We start from the raw sequence: 12,619 nt of genomic DNA on the forward strand, positions 1-12,619 counted from the left end.
TAAAGTTGTGCCGTTTCGTAGTTCCCGCCATTTACGATGGTTACAAGGGTGTCTGCAGAAGCAGTTGTGGATTTATAGTAAATGCAGTTCAGCGTGTCATTACCGGATATGTTTGTGAGATAAGCCGTTTTGGCACGTCGGGGGTTGTTTTGCCAGGCCTGACCCGGACCGTATTGCTCCAGAACACGGTTCAAGGGAGAGGACTCATAAACAGGAAGGGTATAAGGTTTGATCTCTCTGGGATAACTGCCGGAGGCATAGATCCTCAACGTATTCAAAGGTACAAAAGAACCATTATTACCGGATACGGAAGCAGGAAGCCATTTTTTAGACTCACGCCCCACTTCATCGTATTCCTGATAGTCTGCCAAGTCGGCACCTGATGGGCTAAAGCCTTTCTGTACTGTCTGGACAGGACGACCCAAACCGTCATAAATAAGCTATCTGATCCAGATACAAAGTGCCGGTATCATTGGTATACGTGCGAGTTAGGATGTACTACTCGGTTAAGGATTGAGCATATACCCCCGAAAAAGGATGGTTCCCGAAAGAATCACAATCCATAGGGATGAAAGATTTACTGGACGGAAAAGCAAACTTCTGACAAATTATTTATTGTGCTTAAACACAATTACTATGATTCATTTAAATTGTGCTTTAAAACAAACAACCCTGCTACAGGTTTGTCGTAGCAGGGTTGTTGTTGAAGTAGATAAATTTTTATCGTAATTCCCATTGAAAATAATTATCCTTTATTACGCCATTTTTAAAAGGTATTTTCACAATAATTTTATCATCTTTAAACACCAATACTTCCGAAACAATTTTCCAATTATTATTTACCCACAAGTATGGTTTATTGCAAATTGTATACGTGGGGAAAAAGTTATTGTCAATATTAGCAGTAAATAAAGACGATTTTTCACAATTATATATCCTATCATTCAATGAGTTGTCAACCTTTCTGCTTTCTCCGGTTGATAGATCAATAGAATAACCCTCCGTTCTTTCATCCGTAATGAATTTATAATATATCACCTTATCATTGCTTAGTGCGTAGCCATCACATTTGTTTGAGATTAACTTGAATTCGAAATTCTTACTATCAATGGTGTACAATTTATCTTGAACAGAAAAAACAAAGAAATTATTCGAAGTATCCAAGATTGGAGTTACTCCTTCCATTTCCATTTCATTGACTTTAATCTTCCGACTAAAAACAATTTGTTTTCTACCATTTAGTATTTTGACAGATAGTTCTTTTGTTTTAAAGTTAATTTGAGTCAACAATAAGATTGAAGTATTTTTACAGTAACTAACCCCAATAATATTCATGCCTTTGTTAGCCTTATAGTATATAGCTTTACTTTTTGATTTCAAGTCCCAAAGCATTAAATTCGAGCCGTTTATGTATAATATCGCTGTGTCAGACATATTAACGCATTTGTTTTTTGATTCTTTTCCAAGCACTATCCTTTCATTGCTATTTAAATTTATAGCTTTAATTGCAAAGGCCGAATCTTCAGAATCTATTTGTTCATTTCCCATATAGATTATATACTGATTAGCTCTACAAACAAAGATGCCAGACTCTACATGAACCTTATTATTCAACTGGGAATAAACACATACTATGTTTACAAAACAATGCAGAGTAAATAATAAATATTTTTTCATATCTTACCTTCTTTTTGTCGATGCGTGTATATGATTATCATGTCCTGATATAGGAAATTTATTACCTACTTTCTCTTGTACATTAGGACCATAGTTTTCTCTCAAGTTTGGATTTGTTTTCATTCCATTCTGAATACATCCACTTGATTATGTAAACTTGAGTTCCTTACTAAATTAGCTTCATTGACACCAATTATAAGTAGACCTACAGCATCTTTGGATAAAGCTTTGTCCCCATTACCACCAGTCAAACGGTTACAATTAAATACTGCGTTAACTTCGGTACCGTCATCTGTAACAAATGTCTTCGGTATATACTGACCACCTTCAACATTAAATCTTGAACTAACATCAGAGACCTTTGTTACTTCATTTTGATTATCATCTATTCGTATGTCATCCTTATAGCTACTATATGTTTCACCAATATTTCTATAAGTTTGGTCATTATACGAAAAAGAATTGGCATTCCCTTCTTGCCAAAAAGTAGCACCAGATTTATCATGCTGATACCAATCCCTCCCATCAAAGTCCTCTTTCGGTATCCAGCTCCTTACCGTTGTACTTGTAAGGCTGCTAACTGGTTGCGGAACCCTCAGCAAAAGACATCCCAAACGGATAATAGTGACTACTCAGAACAACACTGCCATTTGCACTGACTATCACACGATTATTACCCAAATGATCCGTCAAGTACAAATAGTATGTGCCGTTTTCAATTTCCGTCTGTCGGCTGCATACGTATATGTATTCGTGGCAGAAGAAATCTTAAGCGTCTGCAGCAAATTTAATACATTATATGAGATTTCGGTTATACTTTTATTATAATCTTTTTCTAAAAAAATATCAATATGAAGTTTTACACAAGTATATGATAATTAAATTCATACTTTTTTTATTGATTTACATTACCCTTGAATTCTCTATAGACATAATTGTCATTGATATAGATATAAATACTCAAGTACTCATAGAGAAGATGCACAAAGACACAAGAGTTATCATATAACTGCTTTACGAAAAAAAAATCCCCAAGGCGAACTGGCAAAGTTGATAAATACTTCTACTTCGGTTATTGGAAGGTACGAACGGGACGAAATGGCCCCTTCCATTGAGGCTGTAAGGAAAATAGCAAAGATTCTCAGCAGTACGGTTGGTTATTTGTTAGACGAGACCGAACAAGAAAACTTGTTTAAAGCCCCCAGCATACATAAAAGGCTCAATGAAATTGAGAAAATGGAAAGGAAAAACAAGAACCATATCCTTTATGCTATTGATGCCTTTACAAAAAGTGTAAAACTTAAAAATATTACTGCTCTAAAAATCAAAAAGCTAGGCAAATCTGGGCTTTAGCTTTAGTTTTGACACAATGGATATACCAACTTGAGATAAAATAACTTGCTGTATTCTATCTGCATATTAAAATACACCGGAGAGTTCTGCTTAACATGATACCTATTTGTACTGATAAGAGCCAGCACAAACCGAACTCCTTCTGGATATTCATATACCTCTAACCCATTTATTTCAATAGGAGATTTCTCTAATTTACAACCTCCATTATCTGGATAAATTAATGTCTTTGAAACACCTTTATCTAAGTCTCTATATATATCAAAACCAAGAATAAAGACATCAGGTTCCATAAAAAAATCTATTTTACCATCATACGATTTAAGCTTCTCATTTGATAATACAAACATACCACCATATTTTTCTGAAAATACTCTAACCGGTGATTCTATTAGAATGGTATCGACTATATAAAACTCTTTATAATTAGTCTCTCCTTTATAGCTAATATCATACAACACTCTACTACAAGAGCACAAAAGAATAACTACAAAACCAAATATTAGATTTCTCATAACTATTTTACTCTACCTTTCCCCATAGCCTCCGGCTCCATCTGTATTGCTCACATAATTCACTTTCCCTTTCACCGGGTTTATAATAGTTGCTTTCACATCTGACTCGTTTGTATTATTTAAGATTGTTGGCAGTACAATGATAAGGACTTAAGTTCGGGTATTTCTCCACCAACGGATCCAGCATATCAAACCTCCCCAATGCAGGATCCATATACCGCGCAGAATAATCATAAAAATTAAGCCCTCTTTCCGTATCCAGTTCCTTATCGTTGTACTTGTAAGGCTGCTGGCTGGTTGCGGAACCTTCAGCAAAAGACATCCCGAACGGATAATAATGATTACTCTGAATAAGACTGCCACCGGCACTGGCCATCACACGATTATTACCCAAATGATCAGTTAGATAGAAATAGTAAGTGCCGTTTTCAATTTCTGTCCGTCGGCTGCATACGTGTATGTATTCGTGGCAGAAGAAATCTTAAGCGTCTGCGGCAAATTTAATACATTATATGAGATTTCGCTTATACTTTTATTATAATCTTTTATCAGGTTGCCATTTTTATAGTAAAGGTATTCTGTTGCAAAGTTAGCTATATCCCATTTGTGTTGGTCATTCAGTCTATCAGTACTGTAAATCGGCAGGAAGCCGTATTTCTCACGTAGTTGGTCTATCTGGTATAGGATCTAAAAATGATAATATTCTCAGCGATAATAAGCCGCTTAGCATCTTTCTTCAGGCAAAAAACAAACCCTTGCTTAAGTAAAAGTGCCTATTTTTGTCACCGCCCCAGTTGATCGGCCGTAAGTACCTGTAATGATTCCAATTCCACTTACCAGCAAGAAGCTTACTCAGCGGCTCTTAAACGTGAAGACAAATTCGGTGCTACTGCCAGTTTCCCGAGCTTTTGCTTCTTTCATTTTTCAAAAACATACACTTACAATACAGTCATCTTTTTCAGAGAAAATAACCTTAAGATAATGGTCTTCTTCCTTCCAATATTGAACAGCTTCGGCTAAAGTTTGTATGTATACCTAACGTAATTTCATCAAGTTTAGGTACTTCATTATGGAGCAATACAATGCCTTTTTGATTATCCAATTAAAGTCTCTAAGACAATCCGATAAAGCATCTTAAATCATTTGCAAATATCTAGCAAATAAGCTACAAATGTACTTTCAGGATTATAAAACAATGGTTTATTTATATATTTGAGACTTTTCATACGCTTATATCATTTATATTAATATTTCACAATAATCAGAAATAAGCCACATTTGCAATATCTTATGTTTAGTTGCACTTCAAGAGTGGAATTTTATAGTGTTTTCTTATATTGCTAACATCTGATTTCTTATAGTTCGTTAGGTCATTCTTACAGAAATAATAAATAACTCCTTCAACGCCGTCATTGTGTACTCCACCTATAATGTCCGACAGTTCGCTCCAACGACAATCAATGTGATTATATTTTTCTAAAATTGATATTATATCTTGTGTAATAAATAGAGTGGCATCGTTCCAGTAAAATAGCTTTCCTTCTTTCACAGTATAACGAGTGGGAAAAATATGATCATAAGTACCTACTTTATTTTTTGAATTTGGATATACGTCATCATCCGCCACAGCTATCGTAATATTGATATTCTCTTCATTTATATCCGTAATTGTCACAGTGAATATGCTATCTTTCTTACTCCATTTGGATGTATGTACAAAATCTGTTATTGCATTATTTATAGCATCATTCATATCCCCTTTCTGAATTAATGCATTCTGCCATTTGTTAACAGCGCAACTTCCTAATAGAAAGAAACACATTGATAAAAACATAATTTTGCTTATTTTCATATTAGTATTCTATGGGAGGATAACCTCGTGTTAAAATAATAAATTTTCTAATGCCATTATATTGTTGGCTTCGCTTATGTCCTATATTGCCTCTGCCGTCAGCTCTACCAAAACGTTGTAATTTATCACTATCAGAAAAAAAATGAGAAAGGTGTGCGAAAATCAACGTGGGAAGTCACTTCATTTGGCATTGCCCCGCTACTTTGGGATCAAAAACAGAATAGGTTTTTTGGTCTGTATTCCACCGACTAGGTTTATCTTTGGAACTTTGATAACGCCCACTATAAACATTGCTAACTTCCGTTAATCCTTTTTTAGAATATTCAAATCCACCTATTTCTAAACCAACCATTTCAGAAAGTTCTATAACAAAATTTTCAACTCATGTAACAGTTGGTCCTTCCTCTCCCCCGACAGATATTACATTATCATTTCCTTTGAAATTAATCCCATCGCTTAAAATACCTTTTTCAATACCCTCCATTCGTGTCTTAGTCTGATACCATTTTGTGTTTTGCTCATACTCTCCTGTCTTTTTATTTCAGTGATATTCTTTAAGCGTCTGCGGCAAATTTAATACATTATATGAGATTTCGGTTACAATTTTATTACAATTTTTTATCTGGTTAGCATTTTTATCGTAAAAGTATTCTGCTGTAAGGTTGACATTGTTCTTAAAATCCATTAATTGAGAGAGAGCCAAACCGGAACCTGTGTATTCTGTCTTCACCAACTGATTCCCCGCATAAGTATCATTATAGTAGAGCGTTTGACTAAAAAGAGGGGGAAGCAATGGACTTCATCCAGGAACGGATGTTATAGGCATACGAGCTGATTAGGGCAGATTGCTTATTCTTTTTGTTCGTTTTAAGACGTCCCAGTTCGTCGTAGGTATTTTTTGCCAGTGTCACTATACTGTCCGTATTGAGTTTATGTTTCACCGCTGTCAGTCTTCCTGCGTAATCGAAGTACATTACACTGCAAAGATAAGAGGGAGTGGAATTGCCTTCCAGCCTGGCTGTCAGGCTACCTGTCAAAAAGATTTTAGCACTTGTTGTATAACGGGTGTCGTAACCTGTTTCGGCATCGTATTTGAAGTTTGCATCCGTAGAAGCCGGTATACCGTTGGTGCCCATAAAAGCATAGTCATCATAGTAGCTGACGTTCAGCGCAGTGGGGCTTACAAGGGTAATACCCGATAAGAAACACCCTTTTTATCACGGTTGGCTTTCACCACAATGCCATTCAAAGGTAGGTGGCGGATAGAGCGTTCAGGATGTTTTTACAGGTGCCACTACTTATGGTCTTATCGAAAACCTGAGCATGACTTATGCCGGCAATCAATTGGTGAAGACAGAAGATACAGGTTCAGTGGGACTCTCTCAACTGATAGATTTTAAGTACAATACCAACCTTGCAACAGAATACCTTTACGATAAAAAATGGCAACCTGATAAAAGATTATAATAAAAGTATAACCGAAATTTCATATAATGTATTAAATTTGCCACAGACACTAAAGATTTCTTCTGCCACGAATACATATACGTATGCGGCCGACGGAGGAAAATAGAAAACGGCACATACTATTTTTACCTGACGGATCATTTGGGTAATAATCGTGTCATTGCCAGCTACAGTGGCAGTCTTGTTCAGAGTAATCATTATTATCCGTTCGGGATGTCTTTTGCTGAGGGTGAGGACTTAATCTTTATGATTATTCTGCAAGATTGATGGATCCTGCATTGGGGAGGTTTAACACAGTGGGTTCATTGGCTGAGAAGTATTATTCAGAAGTATTATTCGATAAGTCCGTATGTATATGTAGGGAATAACCCACTGAAATTTATTGATCCAGATGGAAAGAAAATTATAATTGGGACTTCTTGGCAACGTTTTATGGGGAAATTGGGGCTTGATTCGTATGTTGCTAAAGTAACAAAGCATTTTATGCAAAATAACATGGATAGTCGCCGGATAGAGTCAACGTTTAATCAATTAGAGAAAAGCGATCTTGTATTTAGAATCCTTCCGTTGTCAGAATCTCCAATAGAAAATGCAGAAAAAAAAGGAAATCATGTAATCCCTGATTCTAAAGTTGAAAAAAAGAACAGAAGCAGGGCGCTACAATGTATTATGATCCTGATATGCAAGAAACGCCTTCTGGGGACGTCAGGACTCCAAGGGTTGGCTTAGCTCATGAAACGGGGCATTTAGAAGACTATATGAATGGGAATGTAATACCGGTAGATCGTGAAAAAGCGAAAGCAGGAAATAAATTTGAAATTTACAAAATAAAGTTAAATGAACAAAATGCCATGGAGGTGGAAAATATAATAAGAGGTATATTAAATTATGAAAACAGAAGGGACTACTTTAAATAGATTGAATTCTATGAAAATATTGAGTTTATTTTTAATACTGTTGTTTGTTTTATCTTGTTTTTCTTGTATGAATAAGAGAGAGCGATATTTGAAAAATGCGATTAAATGGGATGCCGAAATATGTCCGCTTATTTATTCGGGAAACTCCGAAATAATTCTAGTTTGTGTCTCAGCCCAATATTTAATCGACAAGCTAAGTGAAGATTTTAAACTCAATAACCCTGAAGAATATCTTTATATGCAAATGAAAAACGGCTCTCCTATAAATGTTTCTAGAGAGTATTATGATGAAGCCTTAGAATATTATCGTATACATGCTGATTTGGTAATGGATTCAATTTATAAAAAAAACGGTGTTTCAGGCCTGATAAAAAAATACTTTAAAATAGGACTAACTGAATCTGATACAGATAAAACATTGATATTATGGAATGAAGAAGAGAGGTTTCCTTTGGTCGGGAAAAAACCATACCCGGCATTTGGACAAAATACCAATAGAGATTACCTGATTTATCTTTTATCTAAACATAATATTTATTTTAATTCCATTGAGATAGATCATATTTCAATGATTATACTAAGCGAAGAACTTTCAGATATGAGTGAAGCCCAGTTTGATAATTAGTTGTAATTTTAAGCCTGGTGATTTTTATTGTGATGATTGGAATAGCTAATCTTTGTAAGGTATCCTTTAGAGTATAGAAAAACTGTATTAGATGCTCTAGTGATTAATAATATCACTCAACATGATATGAAACTCGACAAGGGTACGTACGAAAGTTTTAAAATTCTAAGTATATCGCTAACGGATAAGAACCATTTGAAAAATCTCTTTAACAAAACTAATTTTCAAAATAACAAAGAACGATGCGACCTTAAATGGTCCAAATTTATTTAATTTTTAATAATGTCCCAATTTCGACTTATGAAGAGATAAAGAAAGCATTAGATTATACTTATGATAGTCAAATTACTTCCTTGGAAAATGAAAGTTATCCGGATATTTTTGGAATGAGAAGTAAACTAGATTGTTATTTAAAAGGATCACCCGTATCAATTACAACTTACACTTACTCAACCACTGATCGGTATGACAAGTATGACTGCTCCTAATAGTGAGGTAACCACCTATGAATACAATAGTTTCGGTCGTCTGATTAACATAAAAAATAATGATGGCAAAGCGAGTGATCACTATGAATACGCAACCTGATAAAAGATTATAATAAAAATATAACCGAAACCTCATATAATGTATTAAATTTGCCGCAGACACTTAAAGTTTCTTCTGCCACGAATACATACACGTATGCGGCCGACGGACGGAAATTGAAAACGGCACAATCTATTTTTCAACTCACAATAGTTTGTTGAAATCAGAATGGCGAGCGGTTTATCGAGAAAATTTAATTAGGGGACAAGCTGGTATTCCGTTAAGAACTCATTATGTTTATGATATAAAAACAGGTGTTCCTCGTACGATTGGGTAAAGATTATTACCCCCATTAAATTTGCCAATTAATTACTGTTAGGCAATGAAAAAGATATTTGTAATTATAACAATTTTGTTTATGGTCAGTTACGTATATTCGCAGGGAGCGGTATATGTAAATGGGAAAGGATATAAAGGTTATATTTTTCCAAAGGGCCATTCAATTTGGGGTTTTCCGTCCGAACAAAATCGCTATACACCCAATTTAGAGGATATTGCACAAGCGGAAAAGATTTTGCAAGACAGTATCGGAACTGATTATGTGAAATCAAATCAAGAAGCGTATTGCAAACCGCCTATAAACAAAAATACGCTTAAAAAATATGTGCGTCAATATGTTGGATATTCAACGGAAGACGGTAAAATTATCATTCATATTTACTTAAACAAAGATATCGAAATGGATAAAAATAAATTATCGGAAGAGATTATTGCAGTTTTTGGCGGTGGAAGCAACCATTGGTGTATCAAAATAAATATATCAACAAAGGAACTATTTGATATGCAAGTAAATGGGAGAAATTAGAATTATCAATGAGTAAATCCCTCAACTTTGCGAGTGGCCTCCCCCCGAAAAAATATACAGTTTAAAATTAGAGTTTCGGACTTAAATAATTATATTTTTCCAAATTGTTTTTTGTTATGAAACGATCGAAAATTACAGAGTCGCAAATTCACTTTGCTTTAAAGCAAAATGAGACAGGGGTAAAGACCGAGGAGCTTTGCCGTAAGATGGGTATAAGTGAAGCCACTTTTTATAATTGGAAGAAAAAATACAGTGGTTTAGGTGTTTCCTATTTTCGTCGTTTACGACAGTTAAAGGAAGAAAACCAGAAGTTAAAGCAGATTGTTGCCGATCTTTCCTTGGATATGCAGATGCTTCAGGATGTTTTAAAAGTAACAATCTAAATATTAACGAACAAATATACCTTTATATTGTAATAGTGCAAGACCTACTATAATAAATAAGATACCGCATCCTAATAAAAAATATGTTGGTGGCCCTAATTTTGTTTGCAAAACTGAAACCTGAGGTTTTAGAGGATTGTAATGCACAATACACTTACAACCTTTACTATATCGACTTATAGTTTTTTTTGCAAAAAATGAGAAATTTATAGCTATCCAGTCACCATAATGTAGTCTACTAGAAGTATATAGAATACCCTCCACCTCATATTGATACTTGATTATTGGTTTATATGACTTGCTCGAGTTTTCATCATTCCAACCCAAAGTACAAACCTCAGAAGAGAGTATCTGTCCTCGTGTTGTAGGCCATTCTTTGGCTTTTTCCGAAAAATTAAATAAAATAAAAAAAACGATTACTTGAATTACACCGCCTATTATGAGAGATAAAACATAAAAGTCCATACCTAATCTATATAATAAAATTTAGCAGATTCATTTAATTCATTAACCGCCTCTGTATCAAATTGAAAGTTGTACAACATCCATGAAGTTTTAGGCTTATAAAGTGTGAAAGAAAATCTAAGAGGTTGAAGCTCATAATTTACTAAACAAGAGTAATGTAACATAGATTTACCTATCGATTTCCGTGCTATAATTTCGTAACCACAGTATTTACCTATCGAATCCGTGTAAGACACCAATTTGTCTTTTACAGCATCAATATTGTGAGATGGCAACATAGCAAAGTAGGCATTCGTAGAGAATAGTTCATCTAATGCTTTCTCAATACTATTTCTTTCATACGTAATAAAGAATGTTTCTATCAACTTGCGAGATTCTTCATCATTATTTTTATTTACCTGCACACAAGAGGTTAACAAAAAAAGCAATATAATAAGAAAAAATTTCATACAATAATTTATTAAATAATAACATTTATCTTTTTATGGTCTCAATTTCAGGTGACAAAATTCGACTAATAACATTTAGCGCTCCCACATACCATTGATATACAGCATTAAAATCGATAGAAAGATTAATTTCTGCTGCACTAACTTTCGCACTAACACCTACTTTAGCATCATTATTTATTTCAACTTTAGAGTCATTTTCTACTTGAACTTTTGCATCTGCAAAAACAGCTTTAAAGTCAATATTTGTATTAGAATTCTTATCAATTGAGGCTTCTTCTTTTAAAATAGATCTATTTGATTTGAGAGATGCCGAATTTACTGATAGATTAGCCTTCGCTTCTCCAATCGAAACTTTAGTTGATACTTGTTTCTATTCCATCGACCGAAATAGAGCCTAAAAATGCTTCGACTTTTCCTTTTACAAAACCTACACTTCCACCAACTCCTGTTGACCATACTGAGCCTGTAACACTGATGTCGGTTCCTTTAAATGAATTATTGGCAGCAATATCTGTTTTTTGGTATATTTTGCTACTTTTATATATTTTTCGCGACTCCAATTCCAGTACCCTTTACTTGGTGGATCTTGAATTTCTCTCTCATCAGAATCAATAAATCGTAAAGGATTCCCTTTACAATAAACATAGAGTGAAATAAAATAATATTTCTCCAATTTTGAATCCACAGTACTAAACCATCCCAATACAGAATCCATCAATCTTGCAGAATAATCATAAAGATTAAGTCCTCTTTCGGTATCCAGCTCCTTACCGTTGTACTTGTAAGGTTGCTGACTGGTTACGGAACTCTCAGCAAATAACATCCCGAAAGGATAATAATGATTACTCTGAACAAGACTGCCACTGTAGCTGGCAATCACACGATTATTACCCAAATGATCCGTCAGGTAAAAATAGTATGTGCCATTTTTAATTTTCCTCCGTCGGTTGGATACGTATATGTATTCATGGCAGAAGAAATCTTCAACGTCTGCGGCAAATTTAATACATTATATAAAATTTCAGCTATACTTTTATTATAATATTTTTATTTGATTAATCTTTTTATCGTAAAGATATTCTAATGCAAGATTGGCATTGTTCTTAAAATCCATCGATTGAGAGAGAGTCACAGAGGAACCTTTGTCTTCTGTCTTCACCAGTTGATTGCCGGCATAAGTCATGCTCAGGTTGTCGATAAGACCGTAAGTAGTGGCACCTGTAAAAACATCCTGAACGCTCTATCCGCCATCTCACCTTTGAATGGCATTGTGGTGAAAGCCACCCGTGATAATGTAACAGGTACCGACAAAGGGTATTTCTTATCGGGTATTACCCTTGTAAGCCCCACTGTGCTGAACGTCAGCTACTATGATGACTATGCTTTTATGGGCACCAACGGCATACCGGCTTCTACGGATGCAAACTTCAAATACGATGCCGAAACTGGTTACGATACCCGTTATACGGCAAGTGCCAAAACCTTTTTGACAGGTACCCTGACAGCCAGACTGGAAGGCA

At 34.8% G+C, this 12,619-nt stretch carries 17 protein-coding genes and 2 pseudogenes; 8 read left to right on the forward strand and 11 right to left on the reverse strand.

Going from position 1 to position 12,619, the window contains the following annotated elements:
- From C511_RS16775 to C511_RS0112215, 3 genes are all read right to left on the reverse strand, one after another.
- A partial coding sequence (locus tag C511_RS16775; RefSeq protein WP_034782397.1) for a DUF6443 domain-containing protein occupies nt 1-425 on the reverse strand: 425 nt, incomplete at its 3' end.
- A 295-nt stretch (nt 426-720) separates the two neighbouring features.
- Nucleotides 721-1,677 carry a hypothetical protein gene (locus tag C511_RS0112210; RefSeq protein WP_148297775.1) on the reverse strand — a complete coding sequence of 319 codons (957 nt, stop codon included), beginning with the start codon at nt 1,675-1,677 and terminating at the stop codon, nt 721-723.
- 119 nt (nt 1,678-1,796) lie between these two features.
- Entirely contained in the window at nt 1,797-2,291 is a 495-nt protein-coding gene (locus tag C511_RS0112215) for a hypothetical protein (RefSeq protein WP_027318206.1), read from the reverse strand.
- Between the two features lie 391 nt (nt 2,292-2,682).
- On the opposite strand from C511_RS0112215, the gene C511_RS16780 reads away from it, so the two are divergent.
- Nucleotides 2,683-3,030 carry a helix-turn-helix domain-containing protein gene (locus C511_RS16780; protein WP_034782399.1) on the forward strand — a complete coding sequence of 116 codons (348 nt, stop codon included), beginning with the start codon at nt 2,683-2,685 and terminating at the stop codon, nt 3,028-3,030.
- 2 nt (nt 3,031-3,032) lie between these two features.
- Here the strand turns inward: C511_RS16780 and C511_RS0112230 are convergent, their stop codons facing one another.
- The 5 genes from C511_RS0112230 to C511_RS0112255 all read right to left on the reverse strand — a co-directional run bounded on the left by C511_RS0112230 (nt 3,033) and on the right by C511_RS0112255 (nt 6,533).
- The gene (locus tag C511_RS0112230; protein ID WP_148297776.1) at nt 3,033-3,545 is read right to left on the reverse strand and encodes a hypothetical protein; all 513 of its coding nucleotides are present in this window, start codon (nt 3,543-3,545) and stop codon (nt 3,033-3,035) included.
- A gap of 115 nt (nt 3,546-3,660) precedes the next feature.
- Nucleotides 3,661-3,939, reverse strand: coding sequence for an RHS repeat domain-containing protein (locus tag C511_RS18355; protein ID WP_051260519.1), 279 nt, complete (start codon nt 3,937-3,939; stop codon nt 3,661-3,663).
- 900 nt (nt 3,940-4,839) lie between these two features.
- On the reverse strand, nt 4,840-5,397 hold the full coding sequence (locus C511_RS0112240; RefSeq protein WP_024997637.1) for a hypothetical protein: 558 nt from the start codon (nt 5,395-5,397) through the stop codon (nt 4,840-4,842).
- Nucleotides 5,398-5,572: 175 nt separating this feature from the next.
- The gene (locus C511_RS17965; RefSeq protein ID WP_154657498.1) at nt 5,573-5,749 is read right to left on the reverse strand and encodes a hypothetical protein; all 177 of its coding nucleotides are present in this window, start codon (nt 5,747-5,749) and stop codon (nt 5,573-5,575) included.
- 421 nt (nt 5,750-6,170) lie between these two features.
- Nucleotides 6,171-6,533 (reverse strand): hypothetical protein, encoded by a 363-nt coding sequence (locus tag C511_RS0112255; protein WP_024997639.1) that lies wholly within the window; start codon nt 6,531-6,533, stop codon nt 6,171-6,173.
- 993 nt (nt 6,534-7,526) lie between these two features.
- Between C511_RS0112255 and C511_RS16790 the strand changes: the two genes are divergently transcribed.
- From C511_RS16790 to C511_RS0112290, 6 genes and pseudogenes are all read left to right on the forward strand, one after another.
- Nucleotides 7,527-7,781, forward strand: coding sequence for a hypothetical protein (locus C511_RS16790; protein WP_034782402.1), 255 nt, complete (start codon nt 7,527-7,529; stop codon nt 7,779-7,781).
- A complete protein-coding gene (locus C511_RS0112280) occupies nt 7,753-8,406 on the forward strand; it encodes a hypothetical protein (RefSeq protein WP_154657500.1) in 654 nt (217 codons plus the stop codon). Before C511_RS16790 ends, C511_RS0112280 begins: the two co-directional genes overlap by 29 nt.
- A gap of 111 nt (nt 8,407-8,517) precedes the next feature.
- Nucleotides 8,518-8,686: pseudogene (locus C511_RS18360) on the forward strand (IS4 family transposase); the annotation flags it as partial.
- Nucleotides 8,687-8,871: 185 nt separating this feature from the next.
- Complete coding sequence (locus tag C511_RS17595) at nt 8,872-8,994, forward strand: RHS repeat domain-containing protein (RefSeq protein ID WP_081698312.1); 123 nt, start codon at nt 8,872-8,874, stop codon at nt 8,992-8,994.
- Nucleotides 8,995-9,316: 322 nt separating this feature from the next.
- On the forward strand, nt 9,317-9,799 hold the full coding sequence (locus tag C511_RS16795; RefSeq protein WP_024997643.1) for a hypothetical protein: 483 nt from the start codon (nt 9,317-9,319) through the stop codon (nt 9,797-9,799).
- 116 nt (nt 9,800-9,915) lie between these two features.
- Nucleotides 9,916-10,170 (forward strand): annotated as a pseudogene (locus C511_RS0112290) (transposase); the annotation flags it as partial.
- A 15-nt stretch (nt 10,171-10,185) separates the two neighbouring features.
- Here the strand turns inward: C511_RS0112290 and C511_RS0112295 are convergent.
- The 3 genes from C511_RS0112295 to C511_RS17305 all read right to left on the reverse strand — a co-directional run bounded on the left by C511_RS0112295 (nt 10,186) and on the right by C511_RS17305 (nt 11,994).
- A complete protein-coding gene (locus tag C511_RS0112295) occupies nt 10,186-10,647 on the reverse strand; it encodes a DUF3592 domain-containing protein (protein WP_027318211.1) in 462 nt (153 codons plus the stop codon).
- Nucleotides 10,648-10,649: 2 nt separating this feature from the next.
- A complete protein-coding gene (locus C511_RS16800; protein ID WP_024997646.1) occupies nt 10,650-11,096 on the reverse strand; it encodes a hypothetical protein in 447 nt (148 codons plus the stop codon).
- Between the two features lie 430 nt (nt 11,097-11,526).
- Nucleotides 11,527-11,994: an RHS repeat domain-containing protein gene (locus C511_RS17305; RefSeq protein ID WP_024997647.1), complete on the reverse strand. Its 468-nt coding sequence runs from the start codon at nt 11,992-11,994 to the stop codon at nt 11,527-11,529.
- A gap of 222 nt (nt 11,995-12,216) precedes the next feature.
- Here C511_RS17305 and C511_RS0112320 point away from each other — a divergent pair.
- Nucleotides 12,217-12,619, forward strand: a 403-nt coding sequence (locus C511_RS0112320; protein WP_154657501.1) for a hypothetical protein, incomplete at its 3' end; no start/stop codon positions are given.

The organism is Bacteroides graminisolvens DSM 19988 = JCM 15093, assembly GCF_000428125.1.
Taxonomy (GTDB): Bacteria; Bacteroidota; Bacteroidia; order Bacteroidales; family Bacteroidaceae; genus Bacteroides; species Bacteroides graminisolvens.